Genomic DNA, 26,912 nt, shown 5'->3' with positions numbered 1-26,912 from the left:
GAGAGTATGAATGAAGCACTAGATTCTTACAGCACCTATTACAAAGACGCTTTAAAAGAAGTCATCGATCAAGAAATAAATGTCGATGAGTATAGATTTACAGCTGACCAATTATCGGGATTTGTTGGAGATACAGCCGCAGGTATAGCATCCATTGATCCATTTTCTGAGCTTGGAAGATGGACACAGATGGTTGAAGGAGAAAGACGACTTGACCCTTCTAACGCTCGATTAGCCGAAGTGAGTGATGAAGAAAGAAAGGAATTGTTAGGTAGTTGGCAGACCTATGTAAGTGGAATTAACGCAGAAATTCTGAATGAAGTTGGAGCAGAATATTTTGAGGTGAAGGATATTGCTAGACGAACAGATGCAGGGTTAGGCAGTCTTGGAACCGAAAGATTTTATGTCCTAATTGAAGGGGCAACATCTGGCCAACAAGATGATATTATTTTAGATGTGAAGTCGCAACTTCCTTCTGCAGTGGACAGAGCAGGAGTAGGAAAAACACCAGCTTATGCGACCCATTCTGATCGCACAATTGCTGGTATGTCTGCCCTACATAATTATCCAGATATTCACTGGGGCACCTTATTAACGGATCAACATTCCTTTTTAGTCAAAGAGCGCTCAGCTTATAAGGATGAATTTGATCAATCTTCATTCAGAAATGGAGAAGACTTTGATTCATTTCTCTTTTATAGCGCCAAGGCATCAGCTTATGCACATATTAGAGCTGCCAACTCAATCGGTAATACTGAATTTGCGCAGCAGGCCTATACATTAATGGATCGAGACACGTATCAACAGGAATTTGCAGATCTATCGTTACAATACTATGCACAAACAGTAAAGGATCACGAGAATTATAACAAGTTATATAATGCTTGGAGCTTTTTCCGACCAAGCATTTGAGCCTATTGAAGAAGAACCAACCAATCCACCAGGAGGAGAGGAACCGACAGATCCACCAGGAGAGCAGCCAGGAGGAGGAGAACCAACCAATCCACCAGGAGAACAGCCAGGAGGAGAGGAACCGACAGATCCACCGGGAGAACAGCCAGGAGGAGAGGGACCGACAGAACCACCAGGAGAACAGCCAGGAGGAGAGGAGCCGACCAATCCACCAGGAGAACAGCCAGGAGGGGAAGAACCAACCAATCCACCAGGAGAACAGCCAGGAGGGGAAGAACCAACCAATCCACCAGGAGAACAGCCAGGAGGAGAAGAACCAACCAATCCACCAGGAGAACAACCAGGAGGAGAAGAACCAAAGGATACATCTGAACCAAAAAAGAATTCAACGGATGGTACCAACAAACTAGATCATTCAAACAATAAGATAGATGACACTAAATCTAATTCTTCAAAATTTGGTGGTATGCTTCCTAAAACAGCAACAGAAATAGTTGGCTATCTAGCTACGGGATTAACATTATTAATCCTTGGAGTTGTGTTGTATTTCTATCAACGGAGACGTAAAGAAAATCTTAAAAGCTAATATAACGTCTATCTTGTCTGTAGAACGCTCTTACTAAACGAGTGATCCTCTTGGTGAAAAAAGCAAAGCTCTTGCTAGAGTCAGCTACTTTCTTGGTCTCGAGGGTAGTATCGTGGTAATAGATGCATCGCTCTTTGTATTGAGGGTATGCTCTTGGAAAGCCCCGCATCGCTCTTGATGCGGAGGGGATCTCTCTTGATAAGGAGCACGAGCTCTTGCTCTGATCGCGATCCTTCTTGGCAAAAGAGGGATGCTTCTTGGTCATCGCACAAGTTCCAATGCATTTAATAAAAATGTTCATTTTTAATTCCTTATGTCACTTGAACTACCATCTTGCTTGCCAAATTCAAGTTTGTTTTGCTATAAATATCTTCTTTCTTAATTTTACGGAACGAATTAAACCCGCTACTTCTAGCGGGTTTTCTGTTCGTTTATCATTTCTTGAATTTCCTCAATTGTAGTATCGATGTGATACATGCCAAGTCCTGTTAGCTCTTCATTTTGAACGATGTACAGTCCTTGTGAAGGATTAATTAAAGATGCTGGTGTGTCATCATCAAACGTAGATAGAAATAGAATATATTCATTTCCTATCTCCAAGGCACTTTCGTCAGCTGTACTCATGTGGATACCACTCGCTACGTCATTAATGGTCTGTTTAACTAAGATCTCTTCTTGGTTAATGGGTCTGTCATTACTTTTATATTGGTCAGTAATTGTTATTGTAGAGACTACGTAGGGCATCATTGCAATTTCTTCTGAGTTAGTAGATATATCAATCGTTTTCGTTTCCGCAGCAGATACAGTTCCTCTTACAATCAAATCACTCATTTTTATTAATTCATCTATACGGCTAAATGTGGCGTAATCACCTGCACTTGAGAACACTGTTATTTCTTGATCACTTGCCAAACGATTTTGTTGTAAAGTATGTGTGATAAAAGAAATGCTTAGCACAATGACCAGAATAGATGCGGCTAAAATCAATGGTGAACGTTTCCTAGGCTTTGAAGTTGGATTAAACTCCTGAATGATTTCATTCATTTTAGCATGCGGAATAGGAACTTTATCAAAATCCCGTTTGAATTTATTTGATAGCTTCATTAGAATCCCCCTCGCCAATGACTTGTTTTAGTTGCTTTAGTGCACGATGAATTTGGGTTTTAATGGTTCCTTCTGGATAGTCAAGAATATCTGCAATCTCTCTTACTGTTAAATCTTTATAAAATCTGAGAAAAAGAACGGTTTTATTATGGTGAGTTAATTGACTTAAGGCAGATAGTAAATCAATTTTTTCATCAATAGAAATGTCTTCTTTAATAAAAGGGAGCTGACTTTCATGGAATGAATCTAATGGGATAAACATATGATTTTTTTGTTTTTTTAGTTGATCATAAAATAAGTTCATTTGAATTTTTATAATCCAAGTTGAAAAGTATTCTTTCTGATTGAGTGTGTGAAAGTTTTTATAGGCTTTGTAAAGAGTCTCTTGAAAAAGCTCAAGAGCGTCTTGCTCATTTCGTGTATACATAAATGCCATTCGATATAACTGATCCTTTTCTTTGGAAACAAGTGTTTGAAATGTATGAGCGTCTAGTTTTTTTGATCGCTTATTTTTTGGCATTTTGTCCCTCCCTCCCAGGTTTCATATAGTTAGACGACAAGTAGGTAGAAAACGTTTCAATTAATCGGAAAAAGTTTAAAAGTCTTTGACATAACTATACAGATGATATGAAAAACGAATTATTTAGATAAATAGCACAGCTACAACAGAATGTCGCTAATACCACATTAACTCAATCCCCTTTGAAAGTGAGGCGAAAAATAGCGTAGGACATACACGGAGCGGTAACCTTCCCCCCTTTTAAAGGACAAAAAACCGAACCCTTATGTGAGTCAAACAACATAAGGGTTCGGCATTGGTGATACTATCGGTTATCTAATAACAAGGATGACACTCCACGTATCCATCCCCTTCAATCTGAATCGTCACGTGTTTTAATCCGTGATTGGACTCCAAGATGTAGGAAGCTTCTTGAAGCAGTTGATCTCGATTAATTGGGTCACTCACAACAAGATGACAGCTAAATGATAAGAAGTCTGATGTAATAGACCAAACATGTAAGTCGTGTACATCTTTAACGCCTTCTAGTGACAATAACTCGTGTTTAACTTTAACAATATCAACAGATGCTGGTTTACCTTCCATTAGAACATGGAAGGCGTCTTTTGTGACACGCCATCCACTTATTAAGACTAAGATAGCTACTAATACACTAGCGATCGGATCAGCTAGGTACCAATTAAAGAAAAGAATAAGAAGACCGGCCGCAATGGCTCCTACTGAACCTAATAAGTCACCTAATACATGTAAAAAGGCACTTCTCATATTCAAATTATTCTTTGTGTCCCCGCCTCGCATCAGTATCCAAGCAACAAGAATATTAATGAATAATCCTAACGTGGCAATGACTAGCATGCCACCACTTGCGACTTCAGGTGGCTCGACAAAACGGTTTGCAGCTTCCCAAAATATATAAAGGGAGATGGCGATAAGAGTTACACCGTTTAAAAAAGCAGCTAAGATCTCAAAACGTCTATATCCAAAGGTTTTATTTGAATTTGCAGAGGACTCTCCAATTTTAAATGCCAGTAAGCTTAATCCAAGTGCTGCCGCATCACTTAACATATGTCCGGCATCAGATAGAAGAGCTAAGCTATTTGTCCAAAATCCACCAATTACCTCAACAATCATAAACGTAGTAATAAGGATAAAACTAATGAACAATGCTTTTTTGTTAGAGGTATGTGAATGGCTATGGTCGTGATGTGAATGATTATCCATGATAGACCCTCCTATTCGTGTAGTGCGTGTTGAATCATTTGTTTTAATACATTTGTAACGTGTTCATCACTTGCTGTGTAATACATCATCTTTCCTTCACGTCTAGACTTTACTAGGCGTAAATTCTTTAAAAATCGAAGCTGATGTGAAATGGTTGATTGTAGAAGATGTAATCGTTCTACTAGTTCAGAAACAGAACATTCTTCTGTTGAAAGGACATGCAGGATTCGAATGCGAGTTGGGTCAGCTAAAGCTTTAAAAGTTTGGGAAACGACAAAGAGTGTTTCTTCGTCTAGTTGCTTTGAATTCGGTGAAGATGAATTTTTATCATTCATTAGATACACATCCTTATATATGATCATATGCTCATATATATTATATGTTTTCAGTATATTTATGTCAATATAGTTTGCAGTTTGATTACGAATTATGTTTTTGGGTTTTTTTTTTATTATTTTCATGTATGATGTCATAAGAATACGCTAGTGCTTTCTGCAAATAGAAAGGATGAATAGATTGAAACATACAAAACGAGCTTTTGTTTTGCTTATTGTAACGTTTCTGATAGCAAGTGTAGGTTTTAGTTACCCCGCACAGGCTGCAGGTTCTGAAGGTGAGACGTTCTTTTACAAGGAACAAACTCTCTTAACACCGATAAAAGCTGAGTGGTCATATGAAGGAAAAGAAGGTCCGAATTATTGGGAATCCTTAAGTTCAGAGTATAAAGCATGTGGTAAAGGGACAAATCAGTCACCGATTGATATTGAAACTGAACCGAAGTCTTCTGTGAAAGAATTAGAACAAGAGTTAGAATTTGATTATAATGAAACCATTTACTCGGTAGAGGATAATGATGAAATATTTCAAGCTAATTCGTTTGATCTAGATAATAATACACTTACTCTTAATGAAGAAGACTATAGACTTCATCAAGTTGCTCTACATACTCCTAGTGAACACACAATTGATGGAGAAGAATACCCATTAGAGATTCAACTTGTTCATGAGAATGACGATGAAGAACAGCTAATTATTAGCGTTTTGGCTGACGAAGGCAAAGAAGACACAGTCCTTAAAAAAGTATGGATGGCCCTTCCGAAAGCTGATGGTGTAGCTAATCGAGCTGTTGATTTTGATGCAACTGAACTAATACCTGAACTAGACAGTCTTTATACGTATGAAGGATCACTGACAACGCCTCCTTGTACAGAGAACGTAACATGGTTAGTATCAGATGAACCGATTAGTTTATCAGAGGAACAAATTAACGCTGTACAAAAAGTATCCTCAGAAAACAATCGTCCAATTCAGGAATTAAATAACCGTGATATTTTTAAAGTAATTCCATAAGAACTGCTAGAGGCCTCCGAATGATTTCGTTCGAGAGGCTTTTTGAATGCTTTTTAAGCTATGATCTATGCGCGCTTCGAATAGGTCTTTATTTTGTCTCATAGAGTAAGAGTGCGATATACTTATAGAGAAAAGGATCAGAATTGTTTTACAAATATATTGGAGGCGTTATCTATGTCAGAAGCATCATACAAATTAGACAAAGAGATCGAGACGGTATTCTCTCATCTACATGATCATCAAGATGTGAAAAAAGGCTTAGAATTTTTGGAAGCGGATCAAGCTCAAACCTTAAAGGAACAAATTGAGCTTGCTGAGATTAGTGCACCACCATTTGCAGAAACAAACCGGGCACTAGCTTATAAGAAGAAGTTAGAAGAGCTTGGTTTAGAAGAGGTAAAACAAGATGCAGAAGGAAATGTATATGGCATTCTAAAAGGAGAGCGTTCTAGTCCAGCATTGTTTGTGAGTGCGCACATTGATAGCGTGTTTTCAATTGATACGGATGTAACAGTGACTGAAAAGGACGGCATTTATTTTGGGGCGGGTATTACAGATGATGCAAGAGGTTTAGCTGCGCTATTGTCCATTGTTCGGGCGTTTAAGCATACTGGAATCAAACCAGAGGCAGATATCATCTTTGGAGGCACAGTAGGAGAAGAGGGTCCTGGTGATTTAAGAGGCGTCAAGGCGTTTTTTAAAGAGAATCAAGAAGTAGATGGCTTTATCTCAATTGATGCAGTGTCTCCAAGTGCCATTGTCTATAAAGGCACAGGTAGCTACCGTTATGAAATTACATATACAGGATCAGGAGGTCACAGCTTTGGAGCGTTTGGCACACCGAGTGCTGTTCATGCGGCTTGGGCGTGCAATTTCACTCATTGCAGACCTTGAAACGACAACTAATCCTAAAACAACGTTTAATGTAGGAGTTGTGGAGGGAGGAACGATTCCCACCGCCATCGCTGAACAAGCAAAATTATACCTAGATATACGCTCAAATGGTAAAAAAGAGCTTGGATGAGATTGATAGTCGAGTTCAAGTTATCTTTCAGCAGGCTGCAGAAGATGAGAATCAGCGCTTGGGGACAATTCGGTGAAAATGGAATACGTGTAGACATAAAAAAATTGGGAGATCGTCCTGTTGGAACACAAGCTGATGATGCAGAAATTGTTCAAACAGCATGGGCAGCTACTACACAGCTTGGACTTTTGCCAACATTAGAAGAAGCGATTAGTACGGATGCAAATTATCCAATCAGCATTGGTGTGCCTGCAATTACACTTGGAGCAGGGGGACAAGCAGGCGGAGCTCATTCTCTTGATGAGTGGTTTGATCCAACGGACGCACATCTTGGACCGCAGAGAGTATTTTTGACCATTCTAGGCTTAAGTGGTATTGCTCGAACGACTTTGCCATTATTACCGAAGAAATAATATGGATACGATTACGCATACTTTATTTGGTTTGACTACCTATGGAGCCATCAACAAAAAAGAAAAAGATAAACAAACAAAGAGAGCTCTATTGTTTACGGCTCTAGCCAGCAGTCAAGCTCCTGACCTTGATATTATTGCTAGAGTAACAGAGACAGGACGGATAATGGACCAAATGTGGCATCGTGGGCTGACTCATTCAGTCTTCGTTGCTCCAATTTGGGCACTTCTTATTTATCTTATTGTGTTTTTGATCTGGCGAAAAAAAGATAAGATGATCTTTTTTTTGGCTTTTGTTAATGTATTGATTCATATTGGATCCGATTCCTTAAACGCTTGGGGCACGGGATTTTTTGAACCCATATCATCGATGAGAGTAACTATTGGCGTCATTCCGATAGTTGATCTTGTTATATGGGGAATCTTCCTTTGTGCATATATTTTAAAGAAGGTACGTAAAAGCCTACCAGTTTATAAAATTTGGCGTGTAGCCTGGATTTTGGTATTCATTCATATTGGGGCACAAGCTATTCAAGGACAAATTGTTCATCAGGAAGCTCGAACTACGTATGAACAAACAACACTAACAGCAAGCTTTCTACCTGGACATTTTACAGTCCTTGCAAAAGAAGATAATGAGATCTTCATTTATGATCAATCATTATGGTCTAAGCAGAGTGAACCTGTAATAATTGATTCTAGTGAAGAGGAAGATTTAACACCACTTTTTGAGGGGAACCCACGTGCAGAGGTGCTAATGACCTGGTCTCCATTTGTCGTTGTGACTACAGAGGATGACAAACTTGGGATCTATGATCCTCGGTTTAATAGAGGTGGAGGACCTATGCTGTTTGAGTACATTGATCTTACGGAATAAGGGGTGAAACGTGTGCAAGCAGAATTTCTGAAAAACTGGAAAGAGCTTCATCCATATGTAGAGTTGTTGCAAAAAAAAGAAGTGGCTCACAATCTTACTATTGGAATTATAAACGCGAATCAAGATAACCCAGAAAGAGATCCTCATTTGGCCGTTGTTTTCTCAAGAGAAGATGAACCGGTAATGCTTTTGTTGCAAAGCATCGATGAGCAGGCTTTATTAGTAGTTTTGGCGGAGATCACAGATTTAGAGCTTCAGGAGTGTGTCACGATACTCGCTAAAGAGGTCAAAGAGCTTCCAGGAATTATGGGTGAACTTCCATATGCAGAGTGGTTTTCTGTTCAATATAGTCAATTAGTAGAGAAGAATAGTCATCTTAGCGTGGCTCAAAGAATCTACCAGCTAGAGCATGTTCAGTTTCCTGAATCAGTACCAGGTAGATTAAGACTCGGTCAACCAGACCAGGAAAAGTTGCTCATAAAGTGGGCACTTCAATTTGCCGAAGATGCACATGTTTCGTTGACTGAGGACGAAGCTCATGAACGTGTTACTAGATTTCTGAGGGAGCGTCAAATCTACGTCTGGGAGCATCAAGGAGAGCTTGTTTCCATGGCCGCAGCGACAAGGCCAAGCAAAACGAATATGAATATTTCCTTTGTGTTTACTCCTAGAGAGCACCGAAAAAAAGGGTATGCTTCTGCTTGTGTGGCCGCAGTTAGTGCGAAGATGTTAGAAGAAGGTTATCAAACATTATCACTTTATACTGATTTGTCTAACCCCACCTCCAATCATATCTATCAGGAAATTGGGTTTAAGCATCTGTTAGATTCAAAGCTGTTTCATTTTAAGGATGTATAACAAAAAAAGCGAAGGACTCCATTAAACGGTTCCTCGCTTTTTTTTATGCTTGGTACTTTTTGTTTAGTGGAATGATCTTGGATAATATTAGCTGTTAATAATCGTTTTCGTACATTAATGCCAATCCAACTAGCAAGGAATGCCTTAATAAGTCCTGGAATGATAAATGGAGTCACACCAGCAACCATCGCAGCAGGCCATGATAAGTCAAGAGCATATTTCAGCCAAACCGTTCCGATGAATAATGCAATGACCATTGCAATCGTATTAGCAATCATTGCTTGTACTAGAGTAAAGGATGTTTTTTCTAAGTAATAACCTGTAATAAATGCAGTGAAGATAAAGGCAAATATATATCCTCCGGTTGGTCCAAACAAGATAGGTATTCCACCAGTGGCCCCTGCAAATACTGGTAACCCAACAGTGCCAAGTAAGACATAACAAAGCATAGCCAGTGCTCCTTTACGACTTCCTAAGATGGTAGCAGCTAAGCCAACTGCAAGGGTTTGCCCACTTATTGGGACAAGAGGCAGAGGGATTTCAATTTGTGCTAACACAGCTGTAATGGCGGCAAAAATTCCACAATGAATAAGATCTCTAAGCTTGGTTGACTGTGCATTCATTTTCTTCACTCCTATTGTTAACCTGTTATTTATGTAGGTTAACACAAAGTGGATATAAAGTGTTAGCTTTTTTTTACATACCATGAACTAACGTACGTCATTGGGAATCTGAAGTCATTCCGCTACCGGGATGGGCGGCACGCTTTCCGCGGGAGGGCGTTGGTTCTTATACCAGGCCTGAAGCAGTAGTCTCACTCTCTAGTTATTAAGTATCTCCTATCCCAGCCTCATGAAAAAAAAGTGAGACGAGCTTGTGATCGCTCATCTCACTTTCTTATTATCGAGAACGTCTTTTTCTTAAAGTAAGCCATATCCCTGTTAGCAGCAGACCAGCAATTGTAGCTGCTGCGGATTCTTTGAAAAACGGAGGTAGGTACGAGAATTCGATTTGATTCTCTCCATTTTCCAATGCTACAGCCATAAAAGAGTAATTCGCTTTTTCGATAGGTTTTGTCTCGCCATTCACTTTTACTGTCCAGCCTTTTTCATAAGGAACTGGAATACTAAGGTATTCAATATCAGTTGCATCTTCCACCGAAAAGGACATTTTTCTCCCGTCGATGCTTACAGGTACGTCTTCTGTGTTGGATGTTTCAATTGCTTGATTTAATGTGTCATAGTTCTCACTGTATATAGAAAAGTCATCAATTTGATAGCTTCCCTTTCTCATGCGAATCGAAATCGTTTCTTCCTTAGGCACACGGATGGTTAAATCATTAATGCCCGTTCGGTAAATCGATTCGAGTGATTTACGATCTGTCGTAAAATCATTAACATCAAGTCTAAAGAGTTTAGCACTTTCTGATTGATTAAGAAGATGAAAGGCTACATAAAGATCACCGTTTCCATCTGCTTCATCTGAAGGGATCTGTAAGTCGAGACCGCCTCGATCATCAGTAATGGTGAGAATCCCATTTTCATAGTTGCCTCCTACTGCTTCAATATCAACATCATTGATAAAGTTCTCTGCTGGATCTGGTACCTCAGATTGCATAGTAGGATCAGCATCATCTAGTATGACTCCATCAAGCATAGCATGTTCTCTTGTTAATGGAGGAAGCTCTTCTAATTGCTCTTCACTGTATACAGTTGAAGTAGTGCGCGCAAATGGTAGCATATTTTCGTTACGATAGATGATATAACTCTCATTTTCTTCAAAAGGTTCAAACCCATAAGGAGCATGTATCTTTTCATCTTTCGGGAAAAGAATGTACTTGCCACCTAGTAAACTATACAAATTCGTTCGATCACCAAAACCAGAATAACGACTGACGCTTTCTCGCTTCATATCAATCTGCAGATCTTCGTAATAAAAGAATAGAAGATGTTGATTAAGCACACTTGAATAACTACTAATACTAGGGAAGTCTTGAACCATTCCCGTATTATTGCGTCCGCTTCTGCCACCGATCACCCACTCTAATCTGGCTAAGGGGTCCTCATCTTGTTCAAGAACAGAATGAATTAATTCTGTCTGTTCAGGCGGTTGATAGTTTTCAATAATATACTGTTCATTTGAATTGGTAAGGTTCCCATCTTGTGATAACTGTTGGTCTTGATAGTTATAGGAGACCAGTAGCTGTGTAGCTACCACTGATATAGTAAGCAACCCCATCCCATAGTCAGGACGCCGCAGACCAACCCATAGAAAAGCCAGAAGCATAATTGGGAGAACAATTAAGAGCTCTGTTATTCCTAGGTTACTTAATTCAAGTGAACGATCAGTTAAATACACAATAAGAAACAGAATAGCTGTAAGTGCAGCTGAAATCAGCATTTGTTTCCTTGATATCTCGGAAAGCTTTGTTAGTGCAACGGCGGTTGCTCCGCCAATCGCAAAGGACCCCATATATTCAAACCGGTTCTGCGGTGCAGAAAAGCCGTTAAATACACTCGCTGCAAGTGGGATAAAGTGCAATATGATATAGAGCAGCGACAGAACTGCAAAAAAACGAAAAACCTTATTTTTATACAAGCTTTTAACAAACAGAAATGAAATAAAAAGTGCTGGTAAAATGAGTGTCCGACTTGTGAATAAGATATTGTCTCTAAGGTCTAAGAAGTCAATTGGATCCTCAAATGGAGGGCGATAGTTATTCAGAAATCCATACACAGCAGGGATAAAGGAAATCGCTCCAATAGCAAAACTTAGAATGATAGCAGGTATGTATAATTTAATTTGTTCCAAGATGGATGCTTTGTCTTCTTTAAAACGAATACACCATCTAAGCAATACATAAATGGCAACAAACAAGCAGCTCATATAGGCAAAATAAAAGTTATTAAACATAGATAGACTTAGTGCAATAATGAGCCAAAGTGGTTGCTTTTCTCGAATGATTTTTTCAATTCCAAGTACAAGCAGAGGAATCCATAGATAGGCATCTGCAAAGAACTCCCAAAAGGCTGCGTGGCGGAAATACATGACACTGCTAGCATAAAGGACGGCTCCAAGCAAATGATGGGAAAAATCCGAGCTTAAAATAACGAAAAACAGCGGTTGTAATCATAACAATCACAGTCATGCGGAATACACTGACAAATACGCCGGCTTGAGCCCAGAATAATAAATCAGGTGAGCCTATGATTGAAAGTGTCTCCATCAACCAAACAAAAAACACGGTTACAAGAAACACCATGTTTGTGGAGAAGTAATAAGCTAGCTGGGCAAACGTGCCACTGCCAAGTCCAAAATCATGTGAATAGAACCACTGTCCACTTGTATATTGCTGGTAAAGAAAATGTTTGAATGGCAGCATTTGAGAAAGACCATCATTAGGTCCAACCATATAGCGGCCATTCGTTAACTCCTTTAAGAAGAAAAAGTGCGCAAGAAAGGCAAAGGCAAGACTTATAAATAAAAGTAACCAGAATTTGCTTTTACGTTTCATGTTGGGCTCCATTTTGTTTTAAGATTTTCCCTGTAACAAGAAATGTGACAGGAACTGTGATAAACATTGCGGCGATTGGTGCAATATTACTCGATAGAGAAAACAGTTCAACAAACACAAATACCAGACTTGAGGAAACAGTTACGTTTACAAGTTGGGTAAGAGGGAACTGAAAGAATTTCCGCCAAGTTGGTTTAACACCGTATGTGAAATAACAATTGAGAAAATATGAGATGATCATACTTATAAAAATACCTGTAATATGCGCAACCATATAATAAAAGTTAAAGACATTGTTAAGGAGTAAAAAAATCAAATAGTAATTGAGTGTGTTTACTCCTCCAACAATGGCAAATCGGAAGAATTCATTATTTAGCTTTTTCATACCTAATGCCTCGATCCAAATTAGTTTCCTTCACTAGATAGTGAGGACGTCTCTTGGTTTCATTATAAATCCGACCAATATATTCTCCGATGATTCCCAAGCTAACGAGCTGAATACCACCTAAGAACAGAATCGCAGAGATTAAAGTGAAATACCCTGGAACATCAACACCTGTTTGAGTGATTTGATAGAAGGTATAGAGAATATACGCTAAAGAAAAGAGCAAAATCCCAGATCCTGCATATAGGCAAAGACGTAATGGCTTCATGTTAAATGAAACAATTCCATCAATCCCGTAGTTAATCAACTTTTGCATGGACCACTTTGATTGACCATTTTTCCGGATTACGTTTTCGTAATGCACAACCTTTTGGTCAAAACCGATCCATGAGAATAACCCTTTTGAAAAGCGGTTTCCTTCACTCAATACAAGTAATGCATCAACAGCACGACGGCTCAGAAGGCGGAAGTCACCGACTCCATTTTCAAGTTTTACATCGACAACCTTGTTCATCAATTTATAGTATAAAGTTGAGAGTGTACTGCGTAGAAAACTCTCTCCTTTGCGGTCGCGTTGGGCAATGACTTGATCATAGCCTTCTTCAAAACCAAGTAATAACTCATGTACAAGCTCAACAGGGTGTTGAAGATCTGCATCTATTACAATTAGACAGTCTCCCTTAGCATGTTGGAATCCAGCTAATATTGCCGACTCTTTTCCGAAATTTCGAGTAAAGGATACGTATTTGACGTTCGAATGCCACTTCGAAAGACGCTGCAATTCTATTAATGTTCGATCAGAACTTCCGTCGTCTACAAAAATAACCTCTAATCGATAGTGAGTAGATGCCACTTCATCTCTCATTGCACGGTAAAATGCATCAATGTTTTCTTCTTCGTTGTATGATGGAACAATAACTGATAATAATGGTTTATCCATGTGTAGGCCTCCTACATTTTTAATGTTTAGTTTAAAGATCATTTGGCCGTAAACTTATTAGTGGTAAGCACTAACATAATACCCGTTTTTATAAAATGAAACCTACATTGACCCTTGTTAAAAAAACTAAAATTATGGTGTAAACAAGAGAGAATGTGGTTGTCCTTACATAATGATTATCAGGAGGCATATGTTGAATAGAAAATTGTTCAAGGTTTTAGGTAGTATACTTATCATTTCTGCTGGGGTGTATGGTTGGATGAAGATACAGGATCAACATACAATACGATCAATGGCTGAAGATGAACAGATGTTGTTTGGCACAGCTATGCGCTATCAGCCATTTTCAGATGATTCGGGCTATCGAGAGTTGATTAAAAATGAGTTTAATGCAGTGACCATTGAAAATGAAATGAAAATGGAACTAGTTATGCCTGAACGAGGCAAGTATGATTTCAGTCAAGCAGATGAGATGGTGCAATTTGCTGATGAAAATGGACTTCAAGTAAGAGGCCACACTCTCGTATGGGAACGTATCCCTTGGTGGCTCGATCAGGGCAATTTTACCAGAGATGAAATAACCAACCTATTAAAAGAGTATGTCCAAACAACGGTAAAGCAATACCAAGGTCGAATCTATGCCTGGGATGTAGTAAATGAAGCGTTTGATAACAAAGGAAATCTGAAAGAGAACTTCTGGCTGCAGCATATCGGTTCAGATTACATTGAACTTGCTTTTCGATGGGCAAAAGAAGCAGATCCAGATGCTTTACTGTTTTATAACGATTATGAGAACGAAGTACCCTCTGCTAAAACTGAAGCAACGATAAAATGGTTGTCAGAGCTGCGCCAAAAGGGAGTACCAATAGATGGCATCGGCATGCAAATGCATTTAGATATTGCAAATGATTTTCATGTTGATCAGGTACAAAATGTAATGAATCAAATGGAGCAGGAAGGATTTTTAGTACATATTACAGAACTAGACATAAAGCTCCAACATAGTGGGGAGGATCTGGAGACGAAACAACAGCTACAGGCAGAACGATATGCAGAAATAATGAAGGTCTGTTTACAGCAAGCAACATGCGACTCCTTCACGGTTTGGGGTGCGGCTGATCCATATAGTTGGATTGGGTTTACAGAGGAGCCAGGAGCGAGTGTTGCCTACCCACTTCTTTTTGATGATAAATTGAAACGGAAGCCGGCATATAAGGCGATTAAAGCTATATTTAAAGAAGATATTCGTAAATAAAAGGAGCCGTTTATATGATAGAGCCTGATCTTTTTCTAGAAAAGCTATATGAACAAAGCAAACAACAAACATTGCGTAGTCCAAATGATGCAAGAATTCTGCTAGAGGAAAAACTCGGGCACCTTCAGCACCAAGTATAGATCCTGATTTACATAAGACGGAAACAAAAGAATGTATAGGGTACACACGCGAACGTTTTATCTTTCAGGCAAGTGAAGGCCTGAGTGTACCATTTTATGTACTGACTCCTCATACGACTGTACATAGCTTCTCTAGCGTCCTCGCGCTACATGGACATGGATATGGAAGTCGGGAGCTTGTAGGACTGAATAAGGATGGTACGGAGGGGGACGAAGGAGAGCCGGGTATTCATCAACAGCTTGCTGTTCAATTGGTCAAAAAGGGTTTAAAGGTATTTGTTCCTGAAATTCTTGGTTTTGGTGATAGAAGACTTTCTAAAGATAAACAAGAAGACAATTCAAGCTCATGCTTTTCGTTAGCTGCGGCTTTCCTTATGTCGGGATCGACCATAGCAGGAATGAGAGTGTATGAGGCAAGACGATTAGTTGATATCATGTCTACATTTTCAGATGTAAGACAAGAGAAGGTTGGGCTAGTTGGATTTTCTGGTGGTGGTCTTATTGCAGGACTTGTTGCAGCACTAGATTCACGTGTCCAGGCAACCGTACTTACCGGATTTGCCAATACTTTTAAACATAGTATATTAGATCGAAATCATTGTGTGGACAATTATATCCCAGATATCCTCTCTATTGGAGAACAACCTGATATTCTTCGATTAATTGCTCCGAGAAAACTGTTTATTGAAGCTGGAAACGAAGATCGTGTGTTTCCGATAGAGGGTGTAGAGGAAGCCGTTAGCCAGCTGGAGGCAGAGTATCAGAAGCAGGGTGCGATGGATCACTTTAAGTCAGATATTTTCCAGGGAGGACACACGATTAATGGTCGTCTGTTTGTCGATTGGTTAAAAGAAGCTTTGGACAAGTGATTTTCATGCTTTATTAGGGTTCCTAATTATAAAAAAGAGATTAGTAAATATCCAAACGAATGATAGAAAAGGTGAACAATTTTAATTATCCCTCGACTATTTTAGAATCATTGGACTCTAAGTAACACAATTCTGTTTAAGAAGTATCACAAACTAGCGGAGTGTATGTTCGGAGCGGTAGTCATTCTCTCTTATATTTGGAGAACAAAAAACCGGGCCAATATGTTGCTTAACTCACATATTGGTCCGGTTTTTATGTTTACTATACATTTCTGTCTTAACTTCATTTTTGGTTTCAGCATTTAACTTAATCGTTTGCTAAATCCTGTACTCTTTGCTGTAAACCCCATCTGTTCATAAAAAGCGTGTGCGGCAACTCGTTCTTTGCGGTTACCACTGTTTAACACAAGAGTGGTAATTTGTTGGCTGCGTGCCCACTCTTCAATTGCTTCGATGAGTTTTTTTCCTATGCCTTTTCTACGTTGCTGTTCATCAATGACAAACGCCACAATTCGAATATAGGAACCATTGTTTTCATAAAAAAGTCCTCGATGAAGACCGGCGAACCCAACTAATTGATCATCCAGTTCGACAATGAGTGTATGGTAATCAGCATGCTTATCTAGTGAGTTAAATCTACTGATTAATTCACCTTCTGTAGCTTGGATAACCAAGCTGCTCCATAAGGTTTTGCATCTTTGGTGGATCTTGTTTCATTAAGGGTCTTATCCTCAAGAAAAATTCCTCCCTTTAAACCTATTAGCTCGCTTCATTTTTCTGCAAGCGATACATTTGTGCATAAGAGCCATTCTGTTTCATTAATTCATCGTGATTTCCTTGTTCAACGATCTCTCCTCGGTTTAACACAAGAATCTGATCGGCGTCTTGAATCGTTGAAAGGCGGTGAGCGATGATGAATGTTGTACGTCCTGATTTAAGCGACTCCATTCCCTTTTGGATTAATCCTTCTGTTTCAGTATCAATACTAGAAGTGGCTTCGTCCAACACAAGAATAGCTGGGTTAGCGACTAACGCACGTGCAAAACTAATCAGCTGTCGTTGACCACTTGAAAGGGTGTTTCCTTTTTCTTGTACTTCTTCATCAAGACCATTTGGTAGGTAGCTAAAGAGTTCAGTTCCGCCAACAAGGTCGACGGCTTTTTCAATCTCTTCTCTTGATACTTTCGGGTTTTCCATTGCAATATTTGAAGCAATGGTACCTGTAAACAAGTAAGGCTCTTGAAGCACGATCCCCATATGTTCGCGAATTGCTTGCGGTGATAAGTCTTTTGTACTGACCCCATCTATGAGAATATCACCTTTTTGACAATCGTAGAATCGAAACAGTAAATTCATAATGGAGCTTTTGCCTGATCCTGTGTGGCCGACGAGTGCCACTGTTTCACCAGGGTTTGCTTTGAACGATAAATGATTTAACACATATTCATCTTCTTTGTAAGCAAACGAAACGTTATCAAATAGGACTTCACCCTTTGGACGCTCCATGGTGGAATCATCCACTGATGTACCTTCTTTGTCCATTAGCTCAAAGACACGATCTCCAGAAACACGAGCTTGTTCTAGGTTAGCAAGCTGATTCACGATTTGGTTAACTGGTTCAAATAAACGATTTACATAGTCAACAAACGCATAGATGATTCCAAGTGTTAAAAAGCTAGCCCAACCTCCGCCGACACTGCCCATAACTACAACTATTAAAGCGACGAATACAAGATTACGAAGCACACCAGTTAAGTTATGTGATGTAAGTGAGTTCAGGCGTAACATTTTTGTCTGAAAACCATAATGTTCTTTGTTTAGCTTTTCAAACTCACCATTCAACTGCTTTTCGCGATTAAACGCTTGTATGATTGGCATTCCTTGAATGTTTTCGTTCATAGCAGCATTAATCTCACTAACTTTTGAACGGATATTGCGGTTATAGCCAACTGAGAATTTCCGGTACAGCTTCATCCAAATGAATAAGATCGGAAGCAATACTAATGTAATCAATCCAAGTCGTACGTCTAATAAGAAGAGTGCGATATAGACACCAATAATATAAATCGCACTCGAAAAGAAGTTAGCCAGTACGGTCATATATAGCTCACGAATGGCTTCGGTGTCATTTGTGACACGAGAGACAATTTTTCCGGCGGGAAGGTGATCAAAAAAACGAACGGGTAAGCTTGATAAATGGTTAAATGCATCTGTTCGTATCCGCTGAATAATCCGGTTAGCAGACTTTTGTAATAAATACCGCTGACCATATTGGAAAAATGATGATCCCAAAATGAGTGCTAAATAAAGACCTAAAAGCATCAAAATTGGTCTGATTTCTGGCTGATAAAAAGCCATTACTTGATCGGCTGACAGTGCATCGGCTTGTGCCTCAAACGTACCATCTGCATTAGATACCTGAAGGGTACCATCTTGATATCTTTTTTCACCATCAGGAAGTGAATCCGATGTAACGTAGAAATCTAGTCCATTTTGTTGGACGTAAATGGGTTCACCTGTCTGTTCTGACTCTGGAAGATTACCAGCACGAGTATAATACGTTCCATAATAAGAAACGGCTTGAGAGCCAGACTCTGTTTGATACCATGCCTCATCAATACTTGAAATGTGCTCATCAATAATGGTTTTAGCTATAAATGGTCCAGTTAAGGCTGCAGCAACAGATACACTAAGTAAAATGAGTGCTATAATAATGGTTTTTTTACTTGTTAATGCGTACTGATATAGTCTTTTTTCTGTACTCATTAGCGCACCTCCTGTTCCATTCCTCTAGTTTGTTGCTCTACTTGTTTAAAGTACCAACCACGCTGATCCATCAACTCTTGGTGAGTACCTAGTTCTGCTTTTTCGCCATCTTCTAATACAATGATCTGATCTGCTTGTTCAACGGCTGACATTCGATGAGCCGTAATGATGGTTGTTAAGCCTTTACGTACCTCACGTAAATGTCCAACAATCTTCGCCTCTGTTTTGGCATCAACAGCCGAAAGGGAATCATCCAAGATCAAAATCGGTGGCGCTGCGATAAGGGCACGGGCAATCGAAATTCGTTGCTTCTGACCACCTGACAAGGATACGCCGTTTTCCCCGACCAATGTATTAAGACCATCAGGTAAAAACGCTAAATCCTGGTCAAAGGCAGAGATTCGAATGGCTTCATTTAATTCGTGCTCAGTAGCATTTGGTTTACCAAAGAGGATATTTTCTCGGACTGTTTTTGAAAAAAGAATATGGTCCTGAGGTACATAACCAATTTTAGAGCGAACGTGTAATTTGCTTTGCTCATCAACCGAATGACCTCCAACATCTAAACTACCTTTGCCTGATGGATAGAATTTAAGGAGCTGTTTAATAAATGTTGACTTTCCACTACCAGTTTTTCCAACAATACCGATCGTTTCACCGGAAAGAATATCAAGCGAGAGATCCTGGAGCTGTTTAGATCTGATGATGGATAGCTGAAAGTTACGTTATTAAAAGTTACATTTGCCTCGTGATTTGCTGCAACTGGATTTTTTGGATCTTGAACTGCTTGATCAACAGCTAATGTTTGGTTAACACGCTGAAGGGAAGCGGATCCACGTTGCATAATGTTAATCAGCTCTCCAATGGCAAACATTGGCCAGATCATCATTCCTAGATACACATTAAACGTAATCAGTTGACCTAGGGTGATCGTTTGAGCAAAAACGAGATAGGAACCATAACCAAGTCCAATCACATAACTGAGTGCGACCACAATATTGACCACTGGCTCAAATAAAGATTCAATTTTTGCTACTTCAAGATTTCGTTTATAAACATCTTCGCTCATGTTTAAGAATTTGTTTTCATCGTGACGTTCTCTACGGAATGCACGAATCACACGCATGCCAGCTACTGATTCAAGCACACGTCCATTTAGTGAACCAAACGCTTCTTGTGCTTTTGTGAACCTAGCGTGTATTTTGATACCTAAAATAGAAATCATAATGCCGATTAGAGGCAACGGAAGCACGGCAGCCAATGTGAGCTTCCAATCTACGAGAATAATCATCGCACCAAGGATGATTAACATAAAAACAATCGAATCAACTAATGTTAAAACACCAAATCCTGCTGTCATACTAACTGCTTTTAGGTCGTTTGTCCCTTGAGCCATTAGATCTCCAGTTTTTCTTTTTTCAAAGAATGGAACATCCATACGTAAAAGGTGACCCATAAAACGTGATCGCAGTTTCCTCTCAACTAACAGGGCACCGCCAAATAATTTTGACATCCAAATATACGTTAAGCCATAACTAGAAACGGTAATGAGTAGAAAAATACCAATATAGCCAAGACCCTTGTTTAATGTTAATGATCCAATTTGAAAATCATCTACAATCAAACCGAGTAGCCTTGCTGCATCAAGTCGATGAAGCTGACAATAATGAGTAGAAAGATAGCGACAGTATAACGTCTCCATTGTTCTTTGAAAAACCATGATAATTGACTAAATACACGGAACATAGGCAACACATCCTTAATATAGATAAAAAAAGTCAAACAAAAAAGGGGCGTCGCTATACACGACACCCCTGATTTATAGAGTTCACTGCAAGCTGTTTACACAGCTTAATCCCAAAGTTCATTCAACAATTATAAATAACTGAATGATCACGAGAAGCTGTGTGGATATAAAATTAATGAATGGCGATCAATTACTTTTCTCATCTCACACAGCTCCTTTCGTTTTTTAATAGCACGAATGTTTTTAATCTTCTTCATTCTACCCAGTATTATTCCATATGGCAACAGTTTTTTTACAACTTTTAAGAAAAAGGGTGCTAATCGATATAGTCTGTTTTTTTCCTTGCAAAGACTAGCTTATTACGATAAAGTTTAATTGAGAATGATTATTGTTTGATTGAGATGCAGGAGGAATACAAATGAGTATTGATGAAATTATTCAAAGCAGACGTTCGATTACAAGCTTTAAGCCAGATGCAGTGCCAACTGAGGAGATTATTGATTTACTTGAAGTGGCAAAGTGGGCTCCAAACCATAAGATGACGGAGCCTTGGCGTTTCTTATTATATACGGGAGAAGGAACAGAAACCTTTATCCAAGCTTTTATTAACTCACAACCAGCTCCTGGTGGTGAAGTATCAGATGGTGTTAAAAGAAAAGCAGATCACTTCCGCTCTATTCCTGTACATTTAGTAGTGGTTATGCCGGAAGACCCACGTCAAAAAACGTGGGATGAAGATCACGCAGCAGTAAGTGCAATGATTCAAAACTTTCAACTGGCAGCATGGGCACGAGATATTGGAATGATTTGGCGTTCAAATGACTGGATTTACAATCCAACATTCCGTGAAAGTATTGGAGTAGAGCCTGGAGAGAAGATTGTGGCTACGCTGATGTTAGGTTATATAAAAGACGTTCCTAAACCGAAAAAACGCACAGACATTAAAGAAAAACTAACGATTATTGATAAATACTCAGAATAAGGTCGATTGAAACCGAACCACTATGTTGTTTGACTTACATAGTGGTTCGGTTTTTTTGTTCTTTAAATTAATGGAGTAATACTAACTTCCGCTCCGGACTCCGCGTTCCATGGGAGTCTTCGTGTATGTCCGGAGCTTGTTTCTGCTCATTGTAAGTGGGATTGAGTTACCTATGGAAAAAAGTGAACTTCTAAAATAGTATTGCGACTCATCCACATTGTTCGTGTTGATATTTATTCATTAACAACTTTTTTAAACAAAAGGAATCAAAGTGCTTACGTAGAAGTATAAATAACCAGTTATGTATCTTATGGGGTAAGTATTCTGGTGGGGGATCAGCTTTAAAAACAATTGTCTTGGTAAAGGGAGAAGGTTAACATTTTTGTGCCTTTATATATCATTTACGGTATCATAACCATTTTTTTGTTTTGGATTCTTCCGAATGTTTTTGATTTCTTCGGTCTATTTGGAAACACAATGATGACATTAGCAGTTAGTTTCATCATTTGTACTCCCATTACTTTGCTTTACGTGATTCTATTAGAACTAAAGGAATTAAAGGAACTGAAGATAGAAGAGTTACGATGGATACAAAAAGCACAAAAAAAATAAAATATTGAGGGTGCGTATGATTGATTACGAACACCGAATGTAATGGAAGAATACCTCTGACATATAACGCCAGTGTATTTTTTTTATGTTGCGTAATGCTCGTAAGGAAAATAAAAATCGTGAACATGAATAATCCAGCTTTTTCCTAAAAATCTCAGATGAATTTTAATAAATATGGTAAACTGGTAGGAGATTTGATGTCATACATAGATAACTAGGAATTGGATGGTGGGTTTTATGCAGTACACAAAAAAGGGAATCGTATTGACCGGTCTCTTAACAAGTCTGCTTTTAACAGGCTGTTTCGGCGAAGAACCGGATCCTAAAGAAACACTTGATGCATTCATTGATAGCTGGTCTAATCAAAATTATCAAGAAATGTATTCGATGTTAGATGAACAATCAAAAGAGAATCAATCAGAAGAAGCATATATAGAGCGTATGACTGATTTATACGATGAGATGCAGGCAAGTGAAATGCAGATTGAAGCGGTTTATCCAACAGATGGAGAAGAGGACAATAATGAGGCGGAGGAAAATGTGTTTACAGTTCCTTTAAATGTGGCAGTCTCAACTCCTCTTGGCAGTGTAGATTTTGAGCAGGATATCTCCTTGAATCTAGAAGAGCAAGAAGAGGGTGATAGCTGGGCTATCGCGTGGCAAGATACATTAGTGTACCCATCGTTACCCGAGGGTGGGGGATTTCGTGTTAGTCCCAATGCTCCTACAAGAGGTGAGATCTTTGACCGAGAGGGGAATGGGTTAGCTGTAAATGGAAAGGTACTTGAAATCGGCAGTGTGCCAGGTGAAATTGAGGATAGAGAAGACTTTGTCACTGAGTTCTCTGACCTTACTGGTGTCTCTCGGGAAACAATTGAATCAAGACTAGATCAGTCATGGGTAACCGATGAAGTATTTGTTCCGATTCATTTTGCCCCAAGCTTCAGAAATTGATTGGGCAGAGGAAGAATTAAGGCAGATTCCAGGAGCGAGTTATAAAGAGGTTGATGGCCGCGAGTATCCATATGGGGAAGTTGCAGCACATCTAACCGGGTATTTGCGAGATATTACAGCAGAAAAGCTAGAAGAATATAAGGATAAAGGCTATGGCCCAAATGACAAGCTTGGACAGACTGGACTTGAACGAGCTTATGAAGACCGACTTCGTGGGGAAAGTGGAGGAACTTTATATACAAAAAATGCTGATGATGAGATAGAAGAGACCATTCTTGAGACAGAGCCTGAAGATGGTGAAGACATAACACTTACGATTAATATGGATTTGCAACAAGAGATTTTTGACGAGATTGGAGACGATGCTGGTACAGCTACGGCTATTCATCCAACGAATGGACAAGTTTTGGCTTTAGTTAGTCAGCCTTCCTATGACCCGAATCTAGCGGCGGTTGGATTTACATCCAGACAACGTGAAGATATGGAAACAGAAGATAATCCATTATTAAATCGATTTGTACAAACGTATTCCCCAGGATCAACCTTTAAGTTGCTTACAGCGGCTATTGGTCTTGAAGCGGGTACACTTGATCCAAGTGAAACACTAGACGTACAAGGCAAAAGCTGGCAGCCTGAGGGATCAGATTGGGGCGGCTATGAAGTGACACGTGTACATGATTACGAGGAACCGGTAGATCTGCGTAAAGCCCTGGTCTATTCGGATAATATTTATTTTGCCGAGCAAGCTCTTAATTTGGGCGAAGACGCATTTAGTAGTGGTGCTGAAGATTTTGGCTTTGGTGAAGAGTTGCCATTACCAGCTATCTTTCATACATCATCTCTGACTGGTGATGAAGGTATGCGTAATGATATTCAGCTTGCAGATAGTGGCTATGGTCAAGGTGAAATCTTAATGAACCCGCTTCACCTTGGGTTAGCCTACACAACAATTGTGAATCAAGGTAATATGATTCAGCCTGTTCTTGAGCTTGATGGTGAGTCAGGAATTTGGAAAGAAGCGGTCATGTCTCAAGAACATGCAGACCTGCTCCAAGCAAGATTTAGTTGACGTGCTTGAGGATCCCAAAGGTACAGCCAGAGCGGCTGCAGTTGATGGCGTTCGAATTGCAGGAAAAACGGGAACTGCTGAATTAAAAGCGACAAGAGAAGAAAAAGGAAAAGAGCATGGTTGGTTTGTTGCTGTTGACGCGGATGATGATCCTGAATTACTTGTTGTCATGATGATTGACGACGTGAGTGATAAAGGTGGTAGCGGTTATGTTGTCGACAAAGTTGCGACAATCCTTGAATCAAATCTCCGTTAGGCAATCACCTTATGTAGGCTGATTGCATAGACTATATGGATTGCCCTTACAGGGAGGGAAGTTCATGTATCCAACGAATCAGTATAGACAATTACGGCGACCTGGTTATGGTCGACCACCATATCGACCACCATTTGGAGGTTTCGGTGGAGGATTTGGCGGAGGTTTATTAGGTGGTTTTCTAGGGAGTTTTGCCGGCAATGCATTTAATCAGCCGCAACCTTATGGGTATTATTATCCACCATATCCGTACTCACCGTATCAACCGTACCCGCCATATCAACCATATCCTTATTACCGACCGTGAATGATTAAAAAAGCTAAGACGACAGTATATGAATGAAACAAAACAACGAACGATCCTGATGTGATGGATCGTTCGTTGTTTTTGTTTTAAATACATATTAACGTAAGATGCTTCTGCAGCAATGTACTGAATCTAATCCTGAATCGTTCTTCTTTTCATTTTGTACGTATTACTATGTCTCATGCATTTCCTAGTAATACCCAAACCCACCGATGATGACAAATAGGATAAAAAGTAGAACAATCAAAGCGAAGAAGAATCCTGTATTTGGACCTTTTTTATAGCCCTTGTTGCAACATGGTTGATAGGAATATCCGTACCCGTAACATTGTGGGCTATAATAAGCTCCAGGATACCCACCATAGTAACCCATAAGATGTACCACCTTTCTTTTTAGTACACCATATGGAATTGTCCGACTTTTGGTGTGTCCTAAAAGAAAAATGGGCTGTGAAATCTCTTAATTACCATAATAGCTTTGAACACCGTCATGAACAGCATTTGCGGCACTCTCTCGAAAACTTGATGTCTTCATTCTGTCAGCTTCAGCAGCATTAGTAATAAAACCTAATTCAAGCAACGTAGCTGGCATTGCAGTATTTCGCAAAACACTAAAATTGGCATCTTTTACGCCACGATCTCTTGTTCCTAGTTCATTTATAAGCTCTGTTTGGATCGATGAGGCTAACCTTTGTCCATTTGTACTTGTTGGAAAATGATAAGATTCTGTACCACTAGCAGATGTAGCAGCGGCTGCATTTGCATGGATACTTACAAAAATATCGGCTCCTGCACGATTGGCAATTGCTGCACGTTCTTCGAGTTCAATAAATTCATCAGTTGAACGAGTCATAATGACGTTTGCTCCAGATGACCTCAGTTTTTCAGCGGCACGCTGTCCAACATCCAAGACAACATCTTTTTCTTGCAGGCCATTGGCAACTGCCCCTGGGTCATTTCCTCCATGGCCAGGGTCTATCACAATGGTCTGACCTGAAACCGAATTGGCACGAGCTCCATCTGAGGTCGCACTTGATAGAAATTCAGTTGCTACATATCCGGTGTGACCATTATAATCGATTGATGCCCAGCCATTACCAGTCTCTTCATATGATATTTGAGTACCTGCTGACAATGACCCTATTATGGCACTAGATTCAGAGGGTTCAGAGCGGACATTTAATGAGCTTGATACATCAACTGTACCTTCCGCAGCATTTGCAAGGCTGGAAATAAGAAAAGAACTCATTAAAATAAAAACAAACAATAGACTTATTCTCATTCTTTTCTGTCTCACATATTCAGCTCCTTTGAGGCTAATCACTAGAATTTGGCTTCATTATACAGAACCATGTGATAGTTTCAAAGAATACGAAAAACAACGAAAAGAGAATGTATCAGTCATTAGTCCTACGTTTTTAGGCATTTCGTGAAGTGTCATGTCAAGTTAAAAGCATGTAACAATGGACTTGTTGTTTAGGGAAAGCATATTCAAAGGAATTTTGAATATTGGGAAATTAACCGTTCTAGAAAAAATCATTTATACTAGGAGTAATTAACAGGATATGGATGATTCGTTATACGAAAGAACGGTTTTTAAAAAATCTAGCTAAATAAATCGAACATTGAAGAATAAAAGGATGTGAAGACCATGTATGTGAAAATTAGTTTGTTTTTACTCATTGGAATTGCGATAGTTTATGCTGTTTTCTTACAAACAAAAATCTATCAATATAGTCATCAGGAGCCACCTCAAGAAGCAGATTATTTAATCGTACTCGGAGCAAGAGTTAAGGGTGAAGTGCCATCACTCAGTTTGCAATATCGAATTGATGCTGCCGCAGCTTATTTATTGGAAAACAAACAAACGATTGCAATTGCTTCAGGAGGACAAGGTCCGGATGAAGACATCTCAGAGGCGTTGGCTATCCAACGAGGGCTGATCAAGCTTGGTATAGATGAATCACGCATTTTACTTGAAGATCGTTCAACCTCTACATACGAAAATATTATGTATTCAAAGGAACTCATTTCAGACGTAAGTGGCACTGGAATTGTTGTTAGTAACGGGTTTCACTTATACCGTGCAGTTCTCATGGCGGATGATCAAGAGTTACATGTAACAGGAGTACCAGGTGATACGCCAAAGATATCAGTCATTCAGTCACATATAAGGGAATACGCTGCCCTAACAAAACTATTTATCGAAAAGCAATTGAATTAATTTGAAAAACAAGAGCGATCTCAGTTC

The 26,912-nt window shown here is 39.3% G+C and carries 30 protein-coding genes and 1 pseudogene; 17 read left to right on the top strand and 14 right to left on the bottom strand.

What is annotated here, in order from left to right:
• The first annotated feature begins 6 nt into the window (after positions 1–6).
• Positions 7–912: a DUF2252 family protein gene (locus NDM98_RS17030; protein WP_251610241.1), complete on the top strand. Its 906-nt coding sequence runs from the start codon at positions 7–9 to the stop codon at positions 910–912.
• Positions 881–1,498, top strand: a complete 618-nt coding sequence (locus NDM98_RS17025; RefSeq protein ID WP_251610239.1) for an LPxTATN C-terminal sorting signal domain — start codon at positions 881–883, stop codon at positions 1,496–1,498. The genes NDM98_RS17030 and NDM98_RS17025 overlap by 32 nt, the downstream gene beginning before the upstream one ends.
• A gap of 411 nt (positions 1,499–1,909) precedes the next feature.
• Here the strand turns inward: NDM98_RS17025 and NDM98_RS17020 are convergent, their stop codons facing one another.
• The 4 genes from NDM98_RS17020 to NDM98_RS17005 all read right to left on the bottom strand — a co-directional run bounded on the left by NDM98_RS17020 (position 1,910) and on the right by NDM98_RS17005 (position 4,678).
• Positions 1,910–2,602, bottom strand: a complete 693-nt coding sequence (locus tag NDM98_RS17020; protein WP_251610237.1) for a hypothetical protein — start codon at positions 2,600–2,602, stop codon at positions 1,910–1,912.
• Positions 2,586–3,122 (bottom strand): sigma-70 family RNA polymerase sigma factor, encoded by a 537-nt coding sequence (locus NDM98_RS17015; protein WP_251610235.1) that lies wholly within the window; start codon positions 3,120–3,122, stop codon positions 2,586–2,588. Before NDM98_RS17015 ends, NDM98_RS17020 begins: the two co-directional genes overlap by 17 nt.
• 315 nt (positions 3,123–3,437) lie before the next feature.
• The gene (locus NDM98_RS17010) at positions 3,438–4,346 is read right to left on the bottom strand and encodes a cation diffusion facilitator family transporter (protein WP_373370420.1); all 909 of its coding nucleotides are present in this window, start codon (positions 4,344–4,346) and stop codon (positions 3,438–3,440) included.
• An 8-nt stretch (positions 4,347–4,354) separates the two neighbouring features.
• On the bottom strand, positions 4,355–4,678 hold the full coding sequence (locus tag NDM98_RS17005) for an ArsR/SmtB family transcription factor (protein WP_251610231.1): 324 nt from the start codon (positions 4,676–4,678) through the stop codon (positions 4,355–4,357).
• Between the two features lie 181 nt (positions 4,679–4,859).
• On the opposite strand from NDM98_RS17005, the gene NDM98_RS17000 reads away from it, so the two are divergent.
• From NDM98_RS17000 to NDM98_RS16975, 6 genes are all read left to right on the top strand, one after another.
• Positions 4,860–5,693 (top strand): carbonic anhydrase, encoded by an 834-nt coding sequence (locus NDM98_RS17000; RefSeq protein ID WP_251610229.1) that lies wholly within the window; start codon positions 4,860–4,862, stop codon positions 5,691–5,693.
• A gap of 174 nt (positions 5,694–5,867) precedes the next feature.
• Positions 5,868–6,587, top strand: a complete 720-nt coding sequence (locus NDM98_RS16995) for a M20/M25/M40 family metallo-hydrolase (RefSeq protein ID WP_251610227.1) — start codon at positions 5,868–5,870, stop codon at positions 6,585–6,587.
• Positions 6,481–6,717, top strand: a complete 237-nt coding sequence (locus tag NDM98_RS16990; protein WP_307728872.1) for a peptidase dimerization domain-containing protein — start codon at positions 6,481–6,483, stop codon at positions 6,715–6,717. Before NDM98_RS16995 ends, NDM98_RS16990 begins: the two co-directional genes overlap by 107 nt.
• Positions 6,718–6,761: 44 nt before the next feature.
• A complete protein-coding gene (locus tag NDM98_RS16985) occupies positions 6,762–7,130 on the top strand; it encodes a zinc-binding metallopeptidase family protein (RefSeq protein ID WP_251610217.1) in 369 nt (122 codons plus the stop codon).
• 1 nt (position 7,131) lies between these two features.
• Complete coding sequence (locus tag NDM98_RS16980; RefSeq protein ID WP_251610214.1) at positions 7,132–8,007, top strand: metal-dependent hydrolase; 876 nt, start codon at positions 7,132–7,134, stop codon at positions 8,005–8,007.
• A 12-nt stretch (positions 8,008–8,019) separates the two neighbouring features.
• Positions 8,020–8,865, top strand: a complete 846-nt coding sequence (locus NDM98_RS16975) for a GNAT family N-acetyltransferase (RefSeq protein WP_251610212.1) — start codon at positions 8,020–8,022, stop codon at positions 8,863–8,865.
• On the opposite strand, the gene NDM98_RS16970 is transcribed toward NDM98_RS16975, so the two are convergent.
• From NDM98_RS16970 to NDM98_RS16950, 5 genes are all read right to left on the bottom strand, one after another.
• Positions 8,847–9,488, bottom strand: coding sequence for a biotin transporter BioY (locus NDM98_RS16970; RefSeq protein ID WP_251610210.1), 642 nt, complete (start codon positions 9,486–9,488; stop codon positions 8,847–8,849). The genes NDM98_RS16975 and NDM98_RS16970 overlap by 19 nt on opposite strands.
• A 277-nt stretch (positions 9,489–9,765) precedes the next feature.
• The gene (locus tag NDM98_RS16965; protein ID WP_251610208.1) at positions 9,766–11,946 is read right to left on the bottom strand and encodes a YfhO family protein; all 2,181 of its coding nucleotides are present in this window, start codon (positions 11,944–11,946) and stop codon (positions 9,766–9,768) included.
• A complete protein-coding gene (locus NDM98_RS16960; protein WP_251610206.1) occupies positions 11,921–12,379 on the bottom strand; it encodes a YfhO family protein in 459 nt (152 codons plus the stop codon). The genes NDM98_RS16965 and NDM98_RS16960 overlap by 26 nt, the downstream gene beginning before the upstream one ends.
• On the bottom strand, positions 12,369–12,764 hold the full coding sequence (locus NDM98_RS16955; protein WP_251610204.1) for a GtrA family protein: 396 nt from the start codon (positions 12,762–12,764) through the stop codon (positions 12,369–12,371). The genes NDM98_RS16960 and NDM98_RS16955 overlap by 11 nt, the downstream gene beginning before the upstream one ends.
• Positions 12,748–13,704: a glycosyltransferase family 2 protein gene (locus tag NDM98_RS16950; protein WP_251610200.1), complete on the bottom strand. Its 957-nt coding sequence runs from the start codon at positions 13,702–13,704 to the stop codon at positions 12,748–12,750. Before NDM98_RS16950 ends, NDM98_RS16955 begins: the two co-directional genes overlap by 17 nt.
• Positions 13,705–13,894: 190 nt before the next feature.
• Between NDM98_RS16950 and NDM98_RS16945 the strand changes: the two genes are divergently transcribed.
• From NDM98_RS16945 to NDM98_RS16940, 3 genes are read left to right on the top strand one after another with little or no spacing between them, the layout of a single operon-like run.
• Complete coding sequence (locus NDM98_RS16945; protein ID WP_251610197.1) at positions 13,895–14,959, top strand: endo-1,4-beta-xylanase; 1,065 nt, start codon at positions 13,895–13,897, stop codon at positions 14,957–14,959.
• A gap of 14 nt (positions 14,960–14,973) precedes the next feature.
• Positions 14,974–15,099: a hypothetical protein gene (locus NDM98_RS23600; RefSeq protein WP_285804030.1), complete on the top strand. Its 126-nt coding sequence runs from the start codon at positions 14,974–14,976 to the stop codon at positions 15,097–15,099.
• Positions 15,096–15,968 (top strand): dienelactone hydrolase family protein, encoded by an 873-nt coding sequence (locus NDM98_RS16940; protein WP_308807762.1) that lies wholly within the window; start codon positions 15,096–15,098, stop codon positions 15,966–15,968. The genes NDM98_RS23600 and NDM98_RS16940 overlap by 4 nt, the downstream gene beginning before the upstream one ends.
• Positions 15,969–16,270: 302 nt before the next feature.
• Here NDM98_RS16940 and NDM98_RS16935 read toward each other — a convergent pair whose 3' ends face one another.
• The 3 genes and pseudogenes from NDM98_RS16935 to NDM98_RS16925 all read right to left on the bottom strand — a co-directional run bounded on the left by NDM98_RS16935 (position 16,271) and on the right by NDM98_RS16925 (position 20,480).
• Positions 16,271–16,642 carry a GNAT family N-acetyltransferase gene (locus tag NDM98_RS16935; protein ID WP_251610195.1) on the bottom strand — a complete coding sequence of 124 codons (372 nt, stop codon included), beginning with the start codon at positions 16,640–16,642 and terminating at the stop codon, positions 16,271–16,273.
• A gap of 85 nt (positions 16,643–16,727) precedes the next feature.
• Positions 16,728–18,734, bottom strand: coding sequence for an ABC transporter ATP-binding protein (locus NDM98_RS16930; protein ID WP_251610193.1), 2,007 nt, complete (start codon positions 18,732–18,734; stop codon positions 16,728–16,730).
• Positions 18,734–20,480 (bottom strand): annotated as a pseudogene (locus NDM98_RS16925) (ABC transporter ATP-binding protein). Before NDM98_RS16925 ends, NDM98_RS16930 begins: the two are co-directional and overlap by 1 nt.
• Before the next feature lie 419 nt (positions 20,481–20,899).
• On the opposite strand from NDM98_RS16925, the gene NDM98_RS16920 reads away from it, so the two are divergent.
• From NDM98_RS16920 to NDM98_RS16900, 5 genes are all read left to right on the top strand, one after another.
• Positions 20,900–21,463: a nitroreductase family protein gene (locus NDM98_RS16920; protein ID WP_251610191.1), complete on the top strand. Its 564-nt coding sequence runs from the start codon at positions 20,900–20,902 to the stop codon at positions 21,461–21,463.
• A gap of 849 nt (positions 21,464–22,312) precedes the next feature.
• Positions 22,313–23,029 (top strand): NTF2-like N-terminal transpeptidase domain-containing protein, encoded by a 717-nt coding sequence (locus NDM98_RS16915; RefSeq protein WP_251610189.1) that lies wholly within the window; start codon positions 22,313–22,315, stop codon positions 23,027–23,029.
• Positions 22,983–24,098: a penicillin-binding transpeptidase domain-containing protein gene (locus tag NDM98_RS16910; RefSeq protein WP_251610187.1), complete on the top strand. Its 1,116-nt coding sequence runs from the start codon at positions 22,983–22,985 to the stop codon at positions 24,096–24,098. Before NDM98_RS16915 ends, NDM98_RS16910 begins: the two co-directional genes overlap by 47 nt.
• Positions 24,067–24,354, top strand: coding sequence for a penicillin-binding transpeptidase domain-containing protein (locus tag NDM98_RS16905; RefSeq protein ID WP_251610185.1), 288 nt, complete (start codon positions 24,067–24,069; stop codon positions 24,352–24,354). The genes NDM98_RS16910 and NDM98_RS16905 overlap by 32 nt, the downstream gene beginning before the upstream one ends.
• A 64-nt stretch (positions 24,355–24,418) precedes the next feature.
• Positions 24,419–24,661 (top strand): hypothetical protein, encoded by a 243-nt coding sequence (locus NDM98_RS16900; protein ID WP_251610183.1) that lies wholly within the window; start codon positions 24,419–24,421, stop codon positions 24,659–24,661.
• A gap of 190 nt (positions 24,662–24,851) precedes the next feature.
• Here the strand turns inward: NDM98_RS16900 and NDM98_RS16895 are convergent, their stop codons facing one another.
• Positions 24,852–25,034 carry a sporulation protein YjcZ gene (locus NDM98_RS16895; RefSeq protein WP_251610181.1) on the bottom strand — a complete coding sequence of 61 codons (183 nt, stop codon included), beginning with the start codon at positions 25,032–25,034 and terminating at the stop codon, positions 24,852–24,854.
• A gap of 87 nt (positions 25,035–25,121) precedes the next feature.
• Positions 25,122–25,958, bottom strand: coding sequence for an N-acetylmuramoyl-L-alanine amidase family protein (locus tag NDM98_RS16890; RefSeq protein ID WP_251610178.1), 837 nt, complete (start codon positions 25,956–25,958; stop codon positions 25,122–25,124).
• A 354-nt stretch (positions 25,959–26,312) separates the two neighbouring features.
• Between NDM98_RS16890 and NDM98_RS16885 the strand changes: the two genes are divergently transcribed.
• On the top strand, positions 26,313–26,885 hold the full coding sequence (locus NDM98_RS16885) for a YdcF family protein (protein ID WP_251610176.1): 573 nt from the start codon (positions 26,313–26,315) through the stop codon (positions 26,883–26,885).
• The last annotated feature ends 27 nt before the right edge of the window (positions 26,886–26,912 follow it).

The organism is Alkalicoccobacillus plakortidis (assembly GCF_023703085.1).
Classification (GTDB): Bacteria; Bacillota; Bacilli; order Bacillales; family Bacillaceae_D; genus Alkalicoccobacillus; species Alkalicoccobacillus plakortidis.
The sequence above is the reverse complement of the archived record's forward strand: the minus strand, read 5'-3'. Positions and strand labels throughout refer to the sequence as shown.